General features: G+C 48.0%; 21 protein-coding genes. 4 read left to right on the forward strand and 17 right to left on the reverse strand.

Features of this window, described 5'->3' with window-relative positions; all coding sequences use genetic code 11:
• Window positions 1-247: 247 nt before the first annotated feature.
• Together J8Z28_RS13170 and J8Z28_RS13175 are read left to right on the forward strand one after the other, a co-directional pair.
• Window positions 248-850, forward strand: coding sequence for a hypothetical protein (locus J8Z28_RS13170; RefSeq protein ID WP_008305494.1), 603 nt, complete (start codon window positions 248-250; stop codon window positions 848-850).
• Window positions 851-1,071: 221 nt separating this feature from the next.
• On the forward strand, window positions 1,072-1,404 hold the full coding sequence (locus J8Z28_RS13175; RefSeq protein WP_008305497.1) for a DMT family transporter: 333 nt from the start codon (window positions 1,072-1,074) through the stop codon (window positions 1,402-1,404).
• Between the two features lie 213 nt (window positions 1,405-1,617).
• On the opposite strand, the gene traN is transcribed toward J8Z28_RS13175, so the two are convergent.
• Genes traN through J8Z28_RS13200 form a run of 5 tightly spaced genes read right to left on the reverse strand, consistent with a single transcriptional unit; the run spans window position 1,618 to window position 8,303 of the window.
• Window positions 1,618-5,310 (reverse strand): conjugal transfer protein TraN, encoded by a 3,693-nt coding sequence (gene traN, locus J8Z28_RS13180; RefSeq protein WP_250659597.1) that lies wholly within the window; start codon window positions 5,308-5,310, stop codon window positions 1,618-1,620.
• Window positions 5,311-5,312: 2 nt separating this feature from the next.
• On the reverse strand, window positions 5,313-6,293 hold the full coding sequence (locus tag J8Z28_RS13185; RefSeq protein ID WP_008305499.1) for a TraU family protein: 981 nt from the start codon (window positions 6,291-6,293) through the stop codon (window positions 5,313-5,315).
• Between the two features lie 31 nt (window positions 6,294-6,324).
• Complete coding sequence (locus tag J8Z28_RS13190; protein WP_350438526.1) at window positions 6,325-7,452, reverse strand: TrbC family F-type conjugative pilus assembly protein; 1,128 nt, start codon at window positions 7,450-7,452, stop codon at window positions 6,325-6,327.
• A 7-nt stretch (window positions 7,453-7,459) separates the two neighbouring features.
• On the reverse strand, window positions 7,460-7,972 hold the full coding sequence (locus tag J8Z28_RS13195; protein WP_250659598.1) for a S26 family signal peptidase: 513 nt from the start codon (window positions 7,970-7,972) through the stop codon (window positions 7,460-7,462).
• Window positions 7,956-8,303: a hypothetical protein gene (locus tag J8Z28_RS13200; RefSeq protein ID WP_008305502.1), complete on the reverse strand. Its 348-nt coding sequence runs from the start codon at window positions 8,301-8,303 to the stop codon at window positions 7,956-7,958. The genes J8Z28_RS13195 and J8Z28_RS13200 overlap by 17 nt, the downstream gene beginning before the upstream one ends.
• A gap of 129 nt (window positions 8,304-8,432) precedes the next feature.
• On the opposite strand from J8Z28_RS13200, the gene J8Z28_RS13205 reads away from it, so the two are divergent.
• On the forward strand, window positions 8,433-9,536 hold the full coding sequence (locus tag J8Z28_RS13205; RefSeq protein WP_032479266.1) for an RNA-guided endonuclease InsQ/TnpB family protein: 1,104 nt from the start codon (window positions 8,433-8,435) through the stop codon (window positions 9,534-9,536).
• A 62-nt stretch (window positions 9,537-9,598) separates the two neighbouring features.
• Here the strand turns inward: J8Z28_RS13205 and traC are convergent, their stop codons facing one another.
• From traC to traL, 10 genes are all read right to left on the reverse strand, one after another.
• Window positions 9,599-12,010, reverse strand: a complete 2,412-nt coding sequence (traC, locus tag J8Z28_RS13210; protein ID WP_008844786.1) for a type IV secretion system protein TraC — start codon at window positions 12,008-12,010, stop codon at window positions 9,599-9,601.
• The gene (locus J8Z28_RS13215) at window positions 12,010-12,702 is read right to left on the reverse strand and encodes a DsbC family protein (RefSeq protein WP_008305510.1); all 693 of its coding nucleotides are present in this window, start codon (window positions 12,700-12,702) and stop codon (window positions 12,010-12,012) included. The genes traC and J8Z28_RS13215 overlap by 1 nt, the downstream gene beginning before the upstream one ends.
• 131 nt (window positions 12,703-12,833) lie before the next feature.
• Entirely contained in the window at window positions 12,834-13,772 is a 939-nt protein-coding gene (locus J8Z28_RS13220; protein ID WP_008844785.1) for a nucleotidyl transferase AbiEii/AbiGii toxin family protein, read from the reverse strand.
• On the reverse strand, window positions 13,765-14,556 hold the full coding sequence (locus J8Z28_RS13225) for a type IV toxin-antitoxin system AbiEi family antitoxin (RefSeq protein ID WP_008844784.1): 792 nt from the start codon (window positions 14,554-14,556) through the stop codon (window positions 13,765-13,767). Before J8Z28_RS13225 ends, J8Z28_RS13220 begins: the two co-directional genes overlap by 8 nt.
• A gap of 219 nt (window positions 14,557-14,775) precedes the next feature.
• Complete coding sequence (gene traA, locus J8Z28_RS13230; protein ID WP_000180225.1) at window positions 14,776-15,162, reverse strand: TraA family conjugative transfer protein; 387 nt, start codon at window positions 15,160-15,162, stop codon at window positions 14,776-14,778.
• Window positions 15,159-15,731, reverse strand: a complete 573-nt coding sequence (traV, locus tag J8Z28_RS13235; RefSeq protein WP_001944091.1) for a type IV conjugative transfer system lipoprotein TraV — start codon at window positions 15,729-15,731, stop codon at window positions 15,159-15,161. The genes traA and traV overlap by 4 nt, the downstream gene beginning before the upstream one ends.
• 74 nt (window positions 15,732-15,805) lie before the next feature.
• Window positions 15,806-17,095, reverse strand: a complete 1,290-nt coding sequence (locus tag J8Z28_RS13240; protein ID WP_206989652.1) for a TraB/VirB10 family protein — start codon at window positions 17,093-17,095, stop codon at window positions 15,806-15,808.
• 2 nt (window positions 17,096-17,097) lie between these two features.
• On the reverse strand, window positions 17,098-17,994 hold the full coding sequence (locus J8Z28_RS13245) for a TraK domain-containing protein (RefSeq protein WP_206989670.1): 897 nt from the start codon (window positions 17,992-17,994) through the stop codon (window positions 17,098-17,100).
• Complete coding sequence (locus tag J8Z28_RS13250) at window positions 17,978-18,604, reverse strand: TraE/TraK family type IV conjugative transfer system protein (RefSeq protein ID WP_218529103.1); 627 nt, start codon at window positions 18,602-18,604, stop codon at window positions 17,978-17,980. Before J8Z28_RS13250 ends, J8Z28_RS13245 begins: the two co-directional genes overlap by 17 nt.
• Window positions 18,601-18,882, reverse strand: coding sequence for a type IV conjugative transfer system protein TraL (traL, locus tag J8Z28_RS13255; RefSeq protein WP_000433891.1), 282 nt, complete (start codon window positions 18,880-18,882; stop codon window positions 18,601-18,603). Before traL ends, J8Z28_RS13250 begins: the two co-directional genes overlap by 4 nt.
• 288 nt (window positions 18,883-19,170) lie before the next feature.
• Between traL and J8Z28_RS13260 the strand changes: the two genes are divergently transcribed.
• The gene (locus J8Z28_RS13260; RefSeq protein WP_250659599.1) at window positions 19,171-19,758 is read left to right on the forward strand and encodes a plasmid-related protein; all 588 of its coding nucleotides are present in this window, start codon (window positions 19,171-19,173) and stop codon (window positions 19,756-19,758) included.
• A 26-nt stretch (window positions 19,759-19,784) separates the two neighbouring features.
• On the opposite strand, the gene J8Z28_RS13265 is transcribed toward J8Z28_RS13260, so the two are convergent.
• Both J8Z28_RS13265 and J8Z28_RS13270 read right to left on the reverse strand, forming a co-directional pair.
• Entirely contained in the window at window positions 19,785-20,420 is a 636-nt protein-coding gene (locus tag J8Z28_RS13265; RefSeq protein ID WP_011788471.1) for an IncC plasmid conjugative DNA transfer DtrJ family protein, read from the reverse strand.
• The gene (locus tag J8Z28_RS13270; protein ID WP_250659600.1) at window positions 20,407-20,967 is read right to left on the reverse strand and encodes a conjugative transfer protein; all 561 of its coding nucleotides are present in this window, start codon (window positions 20,965-20,967) and stop codon (window positions 20,407-20,409) included. The genes J8Z28_RS13265 and J8Z28_RS13270 overlap by 14 nt, the downstream gene beginning before the upstream one ends.
• Window positions 20,968-20,973: the final 6 nt, after the last annotated feature.

The following is a 20,973-nucleotide window of genomic DNA, read 5'->3' on the forward strand; positions in this document are numbered from 1 at the left end:
TATTTGTTTAGGGAGGCTAGCTACCTCTTAGTACCACTGAGAATACTCAGCGGCGGGCTTCCTTTGAGCTCATGCTCTCAGGCGCAGATATCACTGAAACAGATCAGCAATATTTGAAAGTCAGTGTAACCGTCTTATCCAGACAGGATAGTCAGAAAGATGCTCAATTCTTCCACCTAGCTGAAAGGCCATTACCGCACAGAGGATTAGGCTAGGGACTGATTTTTGTCATATCAGGAGCAAACTTATGGCCCAAGCAAAACCCAATTACTCAAAACCCATCTTTGAACAATCATTCACAATTAACAGCTTACAGGCGCAACGTGTCGTTGACCGTGTTTTTAGACGGACGGTCAGTGCGCTTTACGGAATCGATGTCATCCTGCGCATCATTGGCGATGAGAACGAAATTGATGAAGTGGAACAGATCATTAGCCAATTGATCGAGGATTGCGCTAAAGCGGTAGACAACGAACAAGCTCGTTTGGACAAACTGATGGAGTCCAACGGTATCGATGAAGTACCTGACTACACCGACCCGATTACCTTCAACGCCAAAATCAGCTCGCCTCAGGTTGGCCAGTTTGTCGGATTAGTTCGCAAACTCGATGCGTTGATGCTCTCAATGGACACACTCTGGTTGTCTAGCGTGCTTAGCAACAAGCAACGTGTTGATGGCAACTACGCATGGCAACAGCGCATCATCAAACTGGCTCGACGCATAATTGATATCGAAATTCGAGCACGAAAATCAGCCCAAGCTAAGGGTAAAGAAGCAGAAGTTGAGCAAGCGGTGCCTTCAACCGATGACGATATCACTGAAGAGGAAACAGATAACCCCGCCAACTAGCCAACTAGGCTCCCATCAACCAGCCCCTCTCGAAGGGGCTCTTCTAAATTGCAGTTGTGAACTTTGTAAAACAGTTTTGGACATTTTTGAGTCAGCCGAGAGCGCATTGAAACGTTGATAAAGCAATCATTGCTCAGAAATTCTGTTTTTTAACAAGACTGATATTTAATCAATAAACTCCATATACTTAGCCCTCAGCTAAACCTACTAGGAGTATATTTGTGAAACACTGGTTATTCTTGACAATAGCAATACTTGGTGAAGTGATTGCAACCACTACATTGAAATCAACCGATGGTTTTACAAAGTTGATTCCTTCATTCGTTGTTTGCTTAGGTTATGGTATTTCTTTCTATTTTCTATCGTTATCCCTTAAATCTATACCAGTTGGCATCGCTTATGCTGTATGGGCGGGCTTGGGCGTGGCCATTGTTACTGGCATTGCTTGGCTTGTATATGGACAGAAAATGGATACATGGGGGTGGATTGGAATTGGATTAATCGTATGTGGTGTTGCTGTACTTAATCTACTATCTAAAACCAGCGCTCATTGAACGAATGACAAAGTGATAGGATTGAGTGAGTCAAAATCTTAATCAATGGCTTAACTTTGCCCCGTAGCTAACACAAAAAAGGGCAAAAGCGCGTTAGCTGAAATTGTTCGATCTGTGATCACAAAGTGCAAAAATGGTTACTTTAAAGCGTAAAATCGCATTAAAGTAACCAAAATGGAACATTATTGTCGCTGCTATTTTAGAAGGACGAGCTCAATTATTCCCCGAAATTTCTTCCGTCGCCTCCTGACGCAGTTTCTGTGCATCCATTCCGTTTAGCCGTTCAATGGCTCTATCTGCGGCACTTTGACGGTTCCCATCAACGTTTAGCGTACTTCCTGAGCCTGTGAGTCGTTCCAGATCCAGTGACGGTATTTCGGGTAGGTTGCCCGTGATCGACAAGATACCTATCCATTCATCCAAATTGACTTGGCTCCAATCTACCTGGTTTAACTGACTCGCGGTCAAACCTTCACAGTTTGGTGACTTCGCACTGCCCCAGCCAAGGCCTAATTGCGGACGTACTTGTTCTTGAATGATCCGTGAAAGTGGCGAAGTAAAGCAGCAATATGACTGCCGTTTTTCAACACAGGCACCTAAGAACTTGGACTTGCAGTAAGAGCCCACGTAATGGCAACTCTTCAATACCCGCTTGGCGTTCATCTCAAACTCACTCTGCTCACATTTCCAGATAAGCTGAATGAGGATCATGGTGACTGAATAAATCATGTAGGCCGTCATAACCGTACTCAGAACTGCGCCCGCTGCGCCTCCCAGTGCAAAGTTACCACCCGAAACGACACCATCGGCTCCAACCGCGCCACCAACGTTACTAAACAGTGCCGATTGTGCCCCCGAACCAAAGGTCGTACCTACCCATTCAGCCGTTTTGTTGGTCAACACCTGCATGAAGCCAGTCGCAGCTTGCTCCGCTCCCGCGCCAGCAGCCGTTGATGGCCCAGCTCCCATGAGAGAGTCCCATGCTGACACAAAAGGCTCTTTGACCGCACTCCAAGTGCTCGTAATTGGCTCCCTGAGCGTATTCCAAGAACCATAGATTGCCGAAGACGGATTCATGGCCATGACTGCCGTATCAAGCTTGTTAACCGCCACTATCATCGTGATGTAGTCCGATAACGACACGCCACTTGGCTTTTCACAGCAATCGACTATGCCGCCAACGGCTTTTTTGCACTGGCCAGCATTCCCTTTAAAGACCGTACACTCGACGTTATCTTGGCCATCAGCTCCCGTGCATGACATATCATTGGTCATAAACTGCGCCGCATTAAGCATCGCAGCTGCCTCTGCAAAGTTAGCCTGCTTGATTGACTCTGGCTCTAAACAATCTGTGCCCATGCAGCGAACTGGCCCCTCACAGTTGTATTGAGTTTCCATTCGTGCATTTTGCACTTCAACGCTTTGTCCGCAGTCATACACCAAACTTTGGATATAACAGAAGCCTTCATGACCAGCCCCGCCTTCAGTGCATTCGGTTCTGACGTACTGGCAGGCCGGGTTTTGCTCTAGCGCGGAACACGTATTGGTGGTCGTGTTTTGTCCGTTATTGACGATGGTTTGTGTATTACCATTGGCATCTACCCAGCTATCTGAGCTGCCCATGTTGAACTCTGGATGAGCAGTCGAAGCATTGTAGGTCGCTCTTGCCCTCCAGCATGAGAGCCCCAGTCCATCAGAACTGCCGCGACTGGTTAAATGAGCAGGAGACGAAACAACCGCCGGATAAAGGCTTCCAAGATTCGCCAACTCACCACTACCAACCGTTAACCCGTCGATTCGTTTTGTGCCCGTATCCAAACACTGCCACTGCACCGCAGTAAACTGATCCGTTTGCATCAAGCATTGGTCTATGCCCAGATCACTTGATTGATGAACAACGTCTTGCTCTAAGTATTTGCCAGAGAAGGTCAATGAAGCGCTCAGTTTTGCAGGAGCCAAACACTTCTGAACTTCTCGGCTGCAAGTATCGAAATCGACTTTGTTCCAGCCGGACTCACATCTGGAACGAGTGACTTCCTGCGGTTCATGCGACGAAATAATCGACCCATTAACGACCTTGCACAATGAGCCAACCAAGGTTCCTTTTGGACAGGTCATTTCAGGGTATTTAATGGACGGTTTCGTCTCTGTGACCGTCTCCTTGTTGCCCGTCAATGAGAGTGTCGTTTTCCAGCCATTTGCCTTGGACGGCGACTCGGTGATTTTTATCTCAGTATTTTGATTATCAAAAATCCTCAGCGTCGCGTTTCCAGTTTGCATAGTACTGCTGTGCTGTGGAACAAAACTGAGCGTTTCAGAGCTAAAGCAACCACGCTCAATGGACCAGCTTTGTTGATGTGTTTCGGCGGATACACGTCGCTCTAACTGACACTGAGTAAGCGCGCTGATCTTTTCGCACACCTGGTAATCCGGTACATGCTTGGTTTCAGTAAATGGCGTAATAGTCTGAGTAGGCTCACAGGCCTCAAAACTACTTGGCATAAGGTTGGATACCACACACTTTGGATCGCTGGTTTGCAATCCACAGTCATAGGTATCGGTAAAACGAATGCATTCACCTTTATCATTGGTTTCGGCACATTCTGACGACATGAATCCACAGGAAGGATTCGCTTCAAGCACTTGGCAGGCCTGATTTTCAATCCCCTTATAGCTTTCGTCATCCACACTGACTTGTATACGCCGACACAAAGGCGATATGCCCGCCACAGGGCTTGGGGCAAAGTAGGATTCACAAACTGAAACACCATTGACCACCGTACATCCGTTGGTTGAAGACGGCTGATCCGTGCATTGAATGCTGTAGTCTGAAAACTTCGTCGGGATATCCGCTGCTTGTTCGATACAGGATTGTGGCGACCAACTATCATTCATCACCACCTTGGTTGGATCAAAGCGCACCTTGATGCGTGCATACCCCTCACCACTACCAGTAACCGATACGCGAATTTTTACCGGCACTTCTAAACCTGGTTCTACCGCTTTTAGCTTAGCAGTGAGATCGGTATTTGGATTGCGCTCCCAACTGGTACTGAGCTCGCAGCGGCCAGCCGTTTCTGGTGGAAAGTTATTGTTCGGCCCAGACCAGACTTTCTGATCGCCAAGCCAAACTTGCATGTAGTCATCCCATTTGGCGTACTCAAGAACGGCTGAGGTAATCGCATCGGGGTTCACGACTTTGAGTGTGATGGCCTGTTCAAACACTTTACAACGGCCACTCCAGTAGTTGTCGCCAATTCGTCCAATCCAAACTTCAAGACATCCCTCACCACAAGAGCGAAGGTTCATTGGTCCTGAAACATGCTCAATAATGCCTGCCGTGTAATCGTGAGTAATAGTGCAGCTGTTAACCGCTGTATTGAGTCTGTCACATTGCTGGTAGTTTGGGCTTCCTTCACCTTGAGACTCACAACCTGGGAAGCTTTGCGTCAATAGATTAGGGTCAGTTTGAACCGCATCAGTTAATGCCCAAAGGGGATCATTGACCATATCTGGCCGAGACCTGTCTTTGATTTGTTGTAGCGAACGAAATGCCTCACCCGTAGCGCCACTTTCGGATACCATGCTCTCTTGGCGCTGCGTCCCCAATTGATTCATGCTGGCATCAGAGCCATAAACGCCTGTTAAGACATCCAATGAGCCCTGATCCATACCTGGGAAAAGCTCTTGCAAGTTAATGGACTCATTACCACTGCCATTCGGCACCGACAATGTATTGCCATTGAGTGCGGGCATCGTCCAGTTTTGCAGCAATTGCTTACCTTCTTGTTGTCCGCTTAGGCCGGATTGGCGCTGTACATCAGCGGCCACACCATGTAAGGGCAAGCACGCCATAGTGATAGATAAAATACCCGCTAACACTCGGGTAAAAAATGTTGGTTTCATAGTTAACCTCCCGAGTTACAGCAGTCTTGCCAGCGCCACAAAATGTAGAGCGCATCTTCTCCGGCACCGGGGATCGTTCGCCACTCTCCCCATTTCATGGTGCTTTCACCGATGACATGCGCACTTTCAGTTTCTGGTACAGGGAAGAACATACTCATCTTGTATTGGGATTTCGGCAGCATGGGTTCGATAACAGGTCGGCATAGCGCACTGTTCCCCATTGTTCGTCTTGCAAGACCACGCCTGTGTTGAGCCGCGATTGCACGCGCCGCTAAATGGCTGGTGTTTTCTGCTAATGAACCAAAGGCTAAGGTGTGGCCAGATAACGGATAGAGATGGCCCCAACTGCCAGCACACCAAAACAACTGATCGATGGGTTTACCAAGCGTTGATGAAGCAGCGTCAGCGGTACAAGCAGAGATAGCCAATGGATTAGCAACAGCAGCAGCTTCAGGCTGAGTAAAAAAGGCCAGTTCATCGTTCAGCCATGTTGGGTCCAATTCCGACAAATACATCAAGTCAAAATCCATGTAACCATCGGCATTGCAATTGCCATCCATGAACAAATCGAGCATGACCAAAAGCGGAAAGGCGTAATAATGGTAATGGTAGAAAGCAAGATCACCGGTATCGTATTCACCTTCACCATGACCACCTTGCAATCGCCTATCACCTAACGGTAAGCGAATCCCTCCCAGTGAAGGCGAACAACCTGGCGTTCTGACCAGTTCAATCAAACGCGCTGGCTCCCACATACTGGTAACAATACCTGGCCTTGGCACGCCTAAGTTGTCTTCACATAAGCAAAATGACTTATTTGATGCGCCGCTTGGGACATTGCCAGAGCCAAGAGGAAGACCGGCAACCCGGATAGGAAAAATGCATGACCAGCAAACATCCGTCAGCAACTTGCCGGACAATAACCCCGCGTCTGGGCAAGTCAATTCGGCTTTTGCAGGAATAGAGGCGCTTAGGACAAACATGACAACGAGAGTCCGCATCAGACGATACGTATTATTGAGCTTTTTCATGAACAAGCTCCTTTGCTGGAATTTCTTCTATTTCAAACGCGAGCCCCTTTGCTTGAACAAACGATGGGGTGACTTGCAGATCAAAGCGCTGCTTTAGCGAGGCATTGAGAAGGTAAACCGGACTATCCAATGTCTTTTCGAGCGCATTGAGGCGATTCCAGCCTTGGGCACGGTCGAGCTGCGTGGTGATAAGCGTAATGCGGCGCAGCGTCCTATCTTGCGTCTCAAGCCAATGCGCTACTGCGTCCACTTCTTCAGCGTTCGACGCATTAAACACCACGAGCTGCTGAGTAAATGGCAAGGCTTTGAGCGGGTTAATACGCGTTCCTGCTGGGATCAATGTTCGGCCATTGGCATCCAATAGTGGCCGCTGCATGACGATGGTTGGATCAACCGTTCTTATCCGATACTGCGTGGCTTTGGGTAAGTCAGTGAATGTTTGGCGAGACCAGAAACGCTCAATGGCTTTTTTCTTTAATGCGCCCAGGTCAATCGACTGTAATCGCTGCATCGCCACTTGCATCAAATCCGGTTCTAAAATCGAATGAATCGGACCGCGTTGACCCAATGAACCGGTATTGCCGGTTTCAATTTGGCGTTGCAACCAGTCCTTGCTGTAAACCCCTAGTGCACTTGCAGTCACCTTGTCATCGTCTATGCGAAAAATGGCAGGCACGCTAGTCACCCGCCAGTGCACAAAGGCTTTCGGATCGATTCGAACCTGAGGAACAGGATCAAGCCCCGTCATCAGGGTATGCCAATCACGGATAGCTGCCCCCAAGGTCTTTCCTTCAGGAATTCCCCGAAACAACACAATAGCGCCGGTAGCACTGGCCTCTTTGAAAAGCTGCTTCAGTGACGAATCTCCCAGTGAGGACGACGCAAATATCAACCATTCATCGCTGTGTTTGAGCGACGCAGGTTGTTCAACCGGTGCAAAAGGCTCTATAAATTCAGATGCACCATCCACAGCACTTTGTAAAATGCTGCGGCTCATTTCGACGATCTTTTTGTCCTCGTCAGACAACGGATAAGGCTCTTGTGCCCAGGACACTTGCACCCAAGCCAATGGAGCAACCAACAAAAATAAGAGGCATAGTCTTCTCATCATCCACCTCCTACCAAAGCGGCCAAGCGCGACCGACAATCTGCTCGCGCTTAACGGCATTCCAATAACGGGAGTCGAAACTCGTTGCGGCCTCACCGGAAAACCAATACTCGTTTTCTTGCAGCGTCAATGAGCGGCTAAATTCTGTTTCAGCCACACCAAGACGCTGGGCTAATGCCATGCCGGTAGAGACTTCAGCACCATTCACCAGCACATGCTCAGGCGTCACATTGACTTCATCCCCAGGCATCCCTGTTAGGCGTTTCAGCATCCGAGTACCGTCGTTATATAACGGAGCGAGTCCTTTTGAGTGGAAGGCATACAAACCATCCTTAACGGGCTCTTTATTCCATAGGTCAATCAGATACACCGTGGTATCAGGCAGGCAGCGCTCTTGCTGGGTATCAATACCTATTCTGTAGCGCATCATGGCGTAGGTGCCTACCATTGCCATGATTAACGCAAGGATGGTCAAACGGATGAGATATGGCCGCCAAGGCATTCTTTTACGGAGTATCTGCATGAGACACCTCCTTTGAGCCTACTGGCACGAAAACAGAATCATCAGCGCCAACCACCGCTTGGGCATCCAGCACGATAAAACCGGCTGCTTTTAACTTTTCAATTTGCTGATTGGTCTGAAGCAACCTGGATTCGATGTCTTGTTCGCTGGCATTAGGACCCAGTGACAACACCGCATCCCCAAAATCCACGACTGCAATGGGCGTACTTAACGCCAACTGGCTGTGGATGGGTTCGAGTGTTTTCATTAAAAGCCAGCTGGTCATTAAACCGCTACCAGCAATAGACAAAGTAATAGAGGCCATAAATGGCCAAAGCGTGGTCTTATTCATCTAAATCCCGCGAGAAACCCCGTCCTTCTAGGGCGAGGAGGGATAGCGGTTGCTCCGAAGGAGCAAAAACTACCCGATTGGTTAATGTTAATATTTACTTTCACAAAAACAACTGTATTCTTGTGAACTATGAAAGAGATCGCTATTAAACAACGCTTTTACCCAACGACTGAACAGGCTCAATTGCTTGCGCAGACTTTCGGCTGTGTGCGTTTCGTTTATAACGCGATCCTTAAATGGCGTACCGACGCTTTCTACAACGAAAGCAAAAAGGTTAACTACAACACGGCAAGCTCTAAGCTGACCGAACTCAAGAAGCAAACTGAGTTTGAATGGCTTAACAGCGTGTCGTGTGTACCGCTCCAACAATCTTTGCGCCATCAACAAACTGCGTTTAAGAACTTCTTTGAAGGAAGGGCGAAGTATCCAGCCTTTAAGAAGAAGCGCAGCAAGCAAAGCGCAGAATTCACGAAGTCGGCGTTTAAGTTCAAAGATGGCAATATCTACATTGCCAAGTCCAAACAGCCGCTTGATATTCGCTGGTCGCGTGAACTTCCTAGCGAACCAACTACCGTCACTATCTCGAAAGACAGTGCAGGCCGCTACTTCGTGTCTATGCTTTGCCGCTTCGAGCCTAAACCACTGCCTGTTACCAAAAAGACAACGGGTATTGATTTGGGTTTGACCGACCTTGTGATTACCGCTGACGGGTTTAAATCTGGCAATCCCCGCCATACTGCAAAGTACGAGAAGAAATTGGCTCAGGCGCAACGCCGCCTTTCCAAGAAGAAGAAAGGAACTGCCAACTTCCACAAAGCCAGAATCAAAGTTGCTCGCATTCAGGCGAAGATTGCCGACTGCCGCCGCGACTTTACCCACAAACTCACCACTACGTTGATAAACGAAAACCAAGTGATTAGCTGTGAGAGTTTGAGCGTTAAAAACATGGTCAAGAATCCGCGACTTGCTAAGGCCATTGGTGACGCCAATTGGGGCGAAATGGTTAGGCAGCTTGAGTACAAAGCAGAATGGCGCGGCAGAACACTTGTCCAGATTGACAAGTGGTATCCGTCTAGTAAGCGTTGTAATTGCTGTGGTCACGTAGTTGATTCTCTACCGTTACATATAAGGCATTGGACTTGTCCAGCGTGTGAAGCGCGCTTAGACCGTGATACCAATGCCGCTATTAATATCAAAGCCGCTGGGCAAGCGGTGTTAGCTTGTGGAGCGTAAGTAAGTCCCGATTGTTCTAATGAACTTCGGGCATAACGCCTTGAAACAAGAATCCCCTTCCTTTAGGGAGGGGAGCAGTCAAAGCCTCGCTCCTTCAACAACTGAGAGATGGCATCAGCAACAGAAAGGCCTTTGCGCGTTAACTGTTTAATCGCGTTTACATCTTCTGCACGGGACGAGTACAACAGCTTGTGAAACGGATCGACGATAAGGCGGCCAATCCCGGTGCCCATCTCGGTAATAAAGAAAATCTCGGAATAGACACCCGTGACGGTATGAACCGTTTTCAGGTATTCGTAGCCGCCTTCACCTAATGGCAAACGGCCTTCTTTTTTGAGCGCGTTGATGGTTTCGGCTTTTTGGCCAAGCAGGTACATATTGGCCGAGTTTTCAGCGATGGCTTTACCTGTAGGGCTGTCGTATAAATCGTTGACCGACTGCGTTACTGTTACAGCACTGCCGCCATATTTTCGAAATCGACGGTAACCCGTCTCGATAAACTTACCGACATCACCTTGAGTCAGCAGATCCCAGGCTTCGTCAATGAACACAATCTTGCGACGATCCCGCTCACCTAAGTACATCTCCTGTTGGATTTGGTAGATAAGCTGAAGCAACACCACTTGTTGCAGATGCTTACGCCCCTTGAGCTCTTCTAACTCCAGAACGGTGAATCGGTTTTTGAAGCGAATATTGTTGTGACCATTAAAGAAGCGGCCATATTCGCCCTGTGTCGTAAACGGATAGAGCTGCTCACCCACGTCCTGCACACGTCGGTCTTCATGATTTTTTAAAGCCTCTGCCACATCATCAACCAACATGGCACGACCTTTTTTCTCCCACAGTTCACGGGTCTGACGTTTTAGGTTGGCCATCTGAAAATCGGTTAATGACTGCGTAGGTGCGGCCATTGCGGCCAATAACCCAACCAGTACATCCGCTTCTTCGTCATAGTCCTCAACGATTTCAAACGGGTTTAAGCAAATGCCACTGTCCCGCCCGAACTGTAAGAACTCACCATCATAGACTTCACACAGCTTTTCATAAGAGCGGCCAACATCAATTACCCAGCATTGCCCGCCTTCAGATAAGTAGGAGGAGATGATTTCGTTCACCAGGAATGACTTGCCCGATCCCGATTGCGCCGCGATGCAACAGTTGTAATTACTGCCCGAGTCATAAAGGGACACACTCATGATCTGGCCATTGCGGGAAACAAAGTTAATCACTGGCGTGCCCGTGCCTTTCCAATCTGCAAACAAAGGCAACAGTGGGATCACATGTCGTGTCGCCATGGTCTTAAATCGAAACAAGTCGTTCATCGCCTGGCGGTCGGCACCAAATGGCAAGGCATTCAGGAAAATGGGCAAACAGAAGTACTTGTCTTCCATCAGCTCAAACCCGAGTTCTTTGAAATAAGTTCGAGCATTTGAAACAGAGCTGATGGACGCCTCTTCCGTCGGGGAAAACAGCGTTAAGGTCATATTTGCCCGAATAGGACGATCACCTTCTTGCAAGGCTTCAAAAAGAACATCAAACCCCTTTTTCTTGGCTGCCAGCACCGGCACAAACTTGAGCATCGGGCCATAAGCCTGATTGACCGCCCATTGACGCTTCGTCTCTAAACGAGATCGCATCGCCTCGGCTGAAGGAAAGTGAATGGTGACATTTAGCAAAAAGCTGCCGCGTAAGCCGCGACTGCCCGTCATCATATCGCCCGCAAAACTTGCGGCATGACCAAACCAGATCCGCTCAGGCAAGCGCTTAAACGATAAGGTTTTAACTCGGTAATCACCCAGCATCAGACCTTGGCTATCCACCTTGATAGCTCGGTCATAATCCAACACTTGCTCTCGAAGTGGTTTATCTGCCTCACTGCGGATTGGAGATGGATTACGCCAAGAAGCATCTTTTCCCCAGTTAAGTTGCGCACTTAATGCCGCGAGCCAATTTCGGTCAGTCATCTCAGTGACGCGAAAACCAACCGTTGCCAACGCCTGAGAGAAAGAAGCTCGAAGCGCGGATGCTCGACTCAACTCACGCTCCGTCGGTATAGGACTTTCCAAAGGCAATTTGCAGGTGACGATCAGTTGAAAGTTGCGTACCTGAGTCTGGGTCGATTCTTCTATCGATTGAACCGTGCCCCCATCGAGGAAATCCGCACGTTTGCGTATCGACGCCCTAAGCAATGGATCGGATTGACGATGCCGTAAGCCCATCATGCGCTGAAGGTCGGTTTGAATATCAGGCGAGGCGTACAGGCCAAATTGCAGCAAAGTGTCTTTTGGCCAGTCGTTGTTGAGTAGAACATTAACCCTGTCTGCAACAGACTCATCACCACCAGGCAATGGGTCACATAGAAAACCAAAGCCAACACTCTGGTCTTCCATGAAAAACAGTTGCTCATCGTCGGAATAGGCCAATACTGGCAAGAGCTCTGAAGCGCGTTGCCCTGAATACAGAGAGGCTTTCATTAACGCCCCTCCAACCAAGCAGAAAGATCATAAGGACGGCCTCGGCTGATGCGACCATCATTGGCGACGATGAAAGGCACACCTTGAATGCCCAGGATTTGAGCCGTCACCAAGGTACGCTGCATTGGTTCTAAGTTGCAGGCATCATCCTGTTCTAGGTTACCAATCCGGCCATTCAGCAATGCATCGGTGGCCGCTTTTTTGTCACGCGCACAGCCAAGCTGGCGAACCTGACGCTCTGAATCAGGACCAAGCACTGGCACAGGGAGTATTTGGAAGGTGTATTCTTTGGTTAACGGTAAAGCTTGTTTCAAAAGCTCATGGCAGTGCGGGCATCGTGGGTCAACAAAGACCACCACTTTCTTTTTGCCTTCACCCAGCGTCAGTGGATTCAAATCATCCATTTTTAGGCCAAGACGACCTAAGTCCAGCGTGTTCCCCGCTTCACGAATTTCTTCAAGGCTGGTAAGCGGCTTTTTGGACCAGGCATCATAGAGCGTGCCATCAATGACGAACCGGCCACTGTCTGACATGAAAACAATACGGCCATTGCTTTCGACCGCTTTCATACCCGTGACAGGTAAAGAAACCATGCCGTCAATTTTGCCAACGGGCGACACTTCAGACACAGGTTCAGCTTGAACCAAAGGAGACAGCGCAAGCGCCAGAATGATTGGAGATAGTTTTCGCATGAGGAGTCCTCGTTAATGTAAATCGAGGCTCCAGTCTATGCAGTTGTCCTATGTGGACTCGGTTAGATAGATTGAAGAAATCGCAATCTAACTAGGGGGCTTATAGCTCGTTGAGGTTTGTTATAAACGAATTACTCGGCGTTTGCGTTAACAAGCCAATCATCAAGCACTTGCTTCAATTTATCTAATTGCTCTTGATGTTTTGCTTGATTCTTTGCCAATTTGTTTATGTTCTGCAACTTCCAACGAATCGCTGGCAAGTCTGCTGCATTAGGATAGTCAAACAATGCCCAGTCAGGTTGCCCTCTTTTGAATGACATAAGGAAAGCATAATCCCTTTCTGTGAAATGTTTTTGCAGCGAAGTTAACATCATAGGCCTAACAGAAGCTAAGTCTTCGCATTCAACTTTTTCAAAAGTCATTCCATCAAATTCTGCCTGAAATTTCTCATTCAGCGGCTGCCAGTTTGGCGACATGACTTCATTAATAGGCCGAGGATGACTTAATGTATAGGTTAAAAAACCCACTAAAATCTCTCTCGAAACCCCTTCACTGCCAAGTAACATACGCACATCAAATAAGTCGCGAGGATGTTGGCGATCCATTGCAGCACACAATTTCCCACCATACAGATCGGGAAGACTGACTACCTGAATCTCAGCATAACCAAACTCGTATTCAACAGACTCTTGAACTGCCATTATTTCTGCACTATGCAATGTACCTCTGGCGACGGGCGACACTTCAATTTTGATCGTCGCAACCGGACTTGATACAACTATTCTCAGTTCATCAGCTTTATTATCCTGAAATGCCGCTCTGATATCTGGTTGAGTATTGATTCTGTCTGTAATGCGCTGCAATGCAGCCCTGACATTAATCAAAGCCTCATCTCTTGGTTCAAGTGGAAGATAAGCAAGATCAATATCTACAGATAACCGAGGAAAATCTCTCACAAATAAATTAATGGCGGTGCCACCTTTAAGTGCAAAAACCGTCTCTGTTGCTACCACAGGCAGCATTCTTATGAGCAAAGAAACCTGTTTGTAATATGGGCTATCTTTATCCATTATGTTGTTCACCTTTTTTGACGCTTAATATCTCTGGCACTGTGATTTGATATCGCTCATCAAAACGTCCTTTTTCGACAACCTGCCGCTTTCCTGCCCCCAATTTAATTCTTGTTTCATCTATGCGATTGACCCACTGGTGATCGTAGTATCGACCCAGAAATAGAAATATTCGGTTTGCCTGAACAGAGCTGCTTCGTTCAAGAATATCTTGTACTTTTCTAGGGCTAAGATTGACTAAACCCTGAAATAATTCTGCGACATGCTCAAATGAAATCAGCTTTCCAATCGCATCTACCACTTCATAGGCAGCAAGTTCTGCACAGCTGACAGTGAGTTCTTTCTCTTTAACCGTGATCCTTTTCAAATCTTTCTCGGGATTCACTTCAAGCTTATGGTTTCCACAGTAAAACCAATTCTGATAAGGGAATTCACGAAACCATTTCGGTAAGGACGACTTGTTTTTAACGCAAATCCAAACTTGCTCTTTGTTCAGCTGTAAATAGTGACTCAGTCCTTGGTGAGTTAAGCTGCTCAATCCAGCCAAATGAACTGAAACGCCCAATTGCACATCTAATGCTTGAATGGCATCAACCCAAGTTGGCTTTATATCGCCCCGCGCATCTGGACGATAATACACGCCAGAACATAGCTTCTTTAGCCAACCGTTCTGCGCGTACTTTTGAGCCAAGGAATAGCTCACACCGTTTTCAGTCAGCCATTGCTGAAGTACTAGCGCACCAGGAGAAGTATGAGCAACAAGCCAGTTTATCTTAGATGACATTTTAACACCCAAAGTATGAATATCACAAACAGTATAAACCATATAGTTTATTGTGACAGTGATTTTAACACTTTAGGTATTAATATACCAAATACTGTAAACCAAGCCCGCTAATGCGGCGTTGTTGAAATGAAAAGGTCTACACAACATCACCAATAACCCGATGTTGTGTAGACCTAGTTTGATTACCTTAAGTGAACTGCCTACTATGGCTCACATTCAGGTGCCCAGTAAAACGGCGCTGATTGCTGGAACAGTTGTGCCAATAACTTCTTGAGTGCTGGCAACAACAGGTAAGGTTGCAGACATAACACTTTCAACGACGGTTGGCGTATTGTAGAGACCCATACCGCCACCAATGCCCAAGGCAAAAGCCATCAAGCTTTGGCGGGCGATACCGCCCACAATACCCACCAGTACCATGGCTCCCGCTACGATCCGTCCCAAAGTACCTTGGGTCCAATCTTTTAGGGTATCCCACACATCAGTGAAAGCATCACCACCGGTGCCCGCAAATGAGGGCTCCGAAATCATTAACGCCATTAAACCAAGCGCACCAATGGTCATTAGGCGCTGAGTCTGAATGGTGCGAACTGCATTTGTCATTCGTTAGTTTCTCCGTAGATACTCAAGTTATCGCGCTTACCATCAGCTCCCGCTGAGGCTGAATCGCTTTGAGTCTGAAGTGGACGTAGCACTGGCGAAACCGTTCGAGGTGCTGACACCCCAATATCCCACCGGCGCGGTTCAATTTCGGTAAACACGTAGCTGGATAAATTCAGATCTCCACGGTCATCCTCCCAAGGCGCAATCCAAATCCGCATTACCCTTGAAGGAATGCGAATAGGTGCAGATTGCTGCGTCTCAGGTAATGCTGGATGGCTCAGCAGTCCTGTCTCTAAATCAGATTGTGAATACCCAGAGGGAGAACCAATTCGAGTCGCCACAGCATCAATCGTCTTGGGTGCAGCGCCATTACTGGTCAGCTCATAGACTTCACGAGCGGATAAACAGCGCACACCGTCAGGCATACCTGGGCATCCATATTCACTACTCCCAAGACCCAATGAACTACAGCCAGACAATAAGGTTGAGCCGACTGCCAATAAAAGTAATCCAGCTTTAGACCACTGTTTTGACTGGTGCTTTGGGTTGTTCTGCATTGATGTCGTCATGGTTAACTCTCCTCTGGATACACATCTTATTGTCTGAAACGGACTTCGATCGGTTAGCAACATGCAGGATTTTTTCATCTTCTTGCACCTCCCCCTTGCGAAGTGGCCAACGACAACGAGGCACCACGAGTGACTATGACTTCAATTTTCCTGGCAGCGTCTACCTCTATGACTGGGAACATATTTTCAGCCATGTCCAAATAGAACTTGGCCACTCGATCCAATGCTTTACCTGTGCCTTTAATCGCAGCGCCTTGTAATGCTTCTTGGCTCATGACTTGCTGGTACAGCTGAGTATCACCGGCATTACCCGTCTGAATCGTTGGTACAGGATTCACATCAAATGCGCCTGCCAAGCCCTGTAGGAATCCGGCCATCATCGATTTAGCCACCAGTTGGCCTTGTTTCGACACTAATCGGCCACGAATACCGGCTTTGCCGTCTTCACCTACGGCATAAGAATCCAGTCGTGTTTCAATGACGCCGCCATCTTCTCTCACACATGAAATGGTCTCGCCTCGCAAATAGGCACGCTCAGAGCTCAAATCACCGTAACCTGCGGCGATCAAGAAACACTCTTTGATATCCGCTCTAAATCGGTTGGGTAAAATGGCTTCCTTTTGAATCCTCAGCAATGCTGGAAAAGGCTCGCGTCTTGCGGACTCGTGAGTGGGGGCATCCAAACCTGTGATCAAAGTACCTGAGATGATGCTGCCCGCCGGTAGATACAAAGGCGGCGCTTCTTGCACAACAACCTCTGGTTCAGCAACCACTTCAGGCTCAATCATACGAATCGTGATTGGCGGCAATGGAACATCTCGTGCTCGTGTACCTTGGCCATTGGCTGGCTGCTGATAGAGCGGATCAGGCAGCGGCGCATTGGCAAAATAGTCGTCTGGGTTAGACGGCAGAGGCTTTTCGTCTTTGGGTAATTCCATGGCAGATAAAGGCACTTCAAAACGGCTATTTTTGCCTTCAACTGCTGCATCACCTCCTGCGCGAACATCATCAAGTTCCGCTCTAAGGCGGGCCAGCTCCGCATTGACCTCACTTGGTATAGAAGGCGAACCTGGGCTTAGCCGTCCTGAATCGACGTCGCGACGCAAGCGCTCAACTTCACGACGTAACTGTTCATTGCGCTCACTGAGTAGTTTTACGTTCGCAGCCAAACTATCGACCCCAACATCACGAGTATTGGTATCCGTAAGAATGTGCCGAATTGTTTCCTGTCGGTTCCGACTGCTTGAGCCATCGTCAGGATTAGGTGAAAACACCATCACCATAAGAATGAGACCACCAGCAATACCGGCAACCGATAGGCCCCGCTTCATGTTCGGGCTCATTTGTTCCCATTGTGCTTTCATCGTTACTTACCTCCCACAAGAAGCGAAGGTCGCTGACTTTCCACTGGTTCTTCACGATGATTGCGAACAACCACATACAACTCAGTCTTTTCACCCGGCAACAAGATATTGCGAGGCCAGTAAGCGCTTGCCACTATATCTGGTGCATGACAGGCTAATTCACTGGCTTCTATCGGCTCATCGGCAAAGCTTTCAACCAGTCCTACATAGACGGTGAAGTAATGTCCCGACACAATTTGCCCCTGCTTAAAACCAAACTTTAAGCCCGGCTGAAAACATTTCGGGCTTGTGTCAGTTTGGCCAGCTAAACGGATGTCATAGCCTTGTGGTAACTCATTTAGTGCAAGGCGTCTCAGTAAGTCACGTAGGTTATCGACGTAAGGTTGAGCTGTTTCCCAAGTGGCGGCTTTGCGGTTCACGACGCCCTTAATAGGCCACTGCTGACCATCAATAGCTAAGGTGATTTCACGCGGTGGAATACGACGAGGTACTAAGGTGACAGATAACGCGGGCGCTTCCAGACCAGGCGGAGTGATGTAAAGTGAAACCGGTGATTCTTTGTCCGTGGCCACATATACAACATTCCCCTTGATTTGCGTCTGAGCATCACTGGTTGTTCTCACCTGAGGCGATTCAAACGGCGTCACAATTCGATTCAGATGACCAAGTGCTACAGGGATCAGTTCATTAACCCCCGGTGTCATCAGTAGCGTTGTTGGCGTATCCGCTGCAACCGAATTGCTTTGAACCGGTGGATTTGCAGTAGCAGACTGCTTCATCACACTGGCTGGCACAATCGGCAATTCCACGTCTGCATACGACGCTTGAGATAACAGGACGCCACTCAAGCTCATTGCGATTAAGCTTGGTGTTATCCATCGACTAATTTTGGTTCGCATCATTCACCCTCCGGTTTTGCTCTTGGGTCAACTTTTCACGAACTCCCTTCGTTCTAGCTTGCCCCTCATACGTATCCATCCAACTGAGCTTTGGACGGTATTGCTCAATATCGATGTCAAACTCATAGGTGCGAGTTTGGCGCTGTTCATCTCCAGATGGCCCAGAGACCAAGGAATAACCGGTCACAAAGACATGGCCGGTTTCATACTCATACTCCACTTGTCTGGGTTGGAATTTGAGCGTGACTCGGTCTTCACGGATCTGTCTTGCCTGAATCTCCAGTGCATCGACCACTTGCTGGTACACCGCTGGAGAAAGTAGCGGCTCAATGGCAACCCGGATGAAAGACACATTACCCGGCGTCACGTTGCCCATAAGCTCAGCCAGGTAGAGTCCCCAGGATTCAAGGTAAGGTTGAGTGGCTTGGTTTCGTGACACTTCAGCCGTTTCAGACAAGGTTGGTGGTTGAATAGCTACCACGGTATTGCGAGAAAATGCCGCTATCGCAAGCAGCAAATTAGATAGCACCAGCACCGCAATCAGGAACCGCTGCCATCGGTTCTCTAATTGCGTGCCTTGCCATGATTTTAAAAACACGTCGAACTTCACGGCAGATAGCTCCTGATAAATGGGTTAGGGATCGTCTTGGCTTTGGTTGGCAACAGCCCAGCCCAGTAGATGGCGTGAAGAATAAAACCATCTGGGCGACCATCACGAAAACGCCGATAGAGCTTGGTTGTCACCAACCCCAGCAGGCATAAAACCAAGGCATTACCGGTAAAAATGCCGATCACTAGCCCCAACAGAATGGGAGCCATCTCATCGGCACTCCAAAGCAGGAAGTGCGGCGGGTCATCGATATAGGACGGAATACTCACAGGTTCCATAGTCACTCCTCGTTGTTTGAATTGAGAAGTGAAGGATGCCTTGGGATTGGCAGCTTCAGTGGTCAGCTAGATGCCGAATTCTTGAAGGTTTTGAGGGTTCTACTCAGACAATACTAACAATTAATCTTTTTGATGCGGTTGATATGATGGGGATATTGGTCGTGTCGAGACCAGCTGCCCACTTTAGCAAACCCGGATGGGACGACATGCATATCAAATTTATTTTTTGCTTAGGTTTTTTCTGCGACCTCTGCAGTGGGCACCGTATTCGCTAATAGGAGAAACTCAATGCAAATTACTAAAATCATTTCCTCTGCCACGGTTGAACGTTTAAAGCAAAAAGCACGAAAGCTTAAACGTGAAAAATCTATTCCACACACTCAAGCACTCGATGAAATTGCAGTATCTGCTGGTTTTAATCATTGGCATCAGGTTGTACAAGCTAATGACGTACTGAAACCATCAGAAGTGGCATTATCTTCAGGATGTGTCATGGCTTTTGATGTCAAAGATGGTATGGATGTCGATACCAGTGATGGGATCTTAATTGAAGACCACTTCTTGGAGATGCTCACTGAAAAGCAGCTATTTGAAATTTATGCCAATTCCCCTGATGAGGACGACGAACAAAACAGGCCGCTAAAAGAAACGCTATCGGATTCAGAGCTTCATGAGTATTTTCGAGATTATTGCTCATTCATTTACTTCCGTCTTGCCGAGCCTCATGCAAACAAACCGTTAAAAGAAGTATTGGCTCTTATACGACAGTACTCGTTTTGGATGCCGCAATATATTTGGCTTCAAGGTCACCTTATTGATACTTACCATTTGCCTGCTGAAGACGAGAACGGCAATACCGTAGGCGTAAGGTTTTAGCTCTACAAGATGAGGCCTGACAGGCCTCATATCTTCTTCTGCAAGTGGCTTAACGCCAACCCCGCCATCAATGCCAAACCGATGATCAGCGACGGTAACACCACCGGTGGAATAGCCAGCGGGGCGAACAATCCCATAAACAGCAAAATGACACCTGAGCCCAGGATAATCATGCTGTAGCGGTGAATGATTGGGCTCGAAAAATCAAAGGTTGTCTTCTTAATCTTCCAGGTCATCAAGCCGTCCCACAGCGCCGGTAACATGAGAATAAGCGCAAAGGGCAACCAGACCATCAGCAAAGCAAATCGAGTGAACACTTGGTACAGCACATCAAAAAATGCCTGAATACGGTCTTCTACCCACACAAACCAAAAGCCACCCATGTTCTCCATCCCTTTAGAGCGCAGTCGCTGCTCTTCAGTGGGGATTAGAAAATCACGCACAGATTGCTCCATCTGCGTATCCACAATCCATGACTGATACCAGCGATGGCTAGTTTGACCAATCCAATAGCTTGTTTGTGCGCCCAATTGGTTTTGGATCATCTGCTTCTCTTTACTGATGACCCGGCCAGTCCAATCACCGGGCACTAACACGCCAATAGCAATAATCTCTAGCATCAGTGCCAGACACAGTAGCCAAACCGACTTATGCTTGCTCATGCCAAACATCCTCTTCAGCTCGCGCCAGCATGGCTGCAACGGTTGGCGTCATAATCCGGGCTTTAATCACTTGTTGAAGCCGCTTTGTCGTCGTATGACCACTGACATAACGCACATCGATGCGTCCTTCAGCCAAATACGCCATCCGATTTGGACGATTACGAATCCAGGAGTAGAAATACACACCATCTACGGCAGCCCACTCGAAATGATCAGGGTCACGCAGCCGAATCCCCGTTAAAGCACTGGATGCAGTCCAGGTCAGTGCCTCAATGAAATGCCAAAGGCGTACACTGTCATCATCACAACTGACTTCTTCATAACTACCCAAGCCATTGCTCAGACACAAATCAAAGATGGAATGACCATCTAACGTGAACGCATCCGTTAAGTAGTCTGCCAAGCAATACACCGAGGCCAACGCATGAGGCCAGTCGGTTTCAAGCAGTCTTAAGGTTTCCTTGAACTGGGGGTTATGTTGCTGCCACTGAGCGATCATTTCTTTACTGGTAAGTGTTGTCATTTTCAGACAGACAGAATGATGCATACAGAC

The sequence above is a fragment of the Pseudoalteromonas sp. SCSIO 43088 genome, from assembly GCF_023650795.1.
Taxonomy (GTDB): domain Bacteria; phylum Pseudomonadota; class Gammaproteobacteria; order Enterobacterales; family Alteromonadaceae; genus Pseudoalteromonas; species Pseudoalteromonas shioyasakiensis.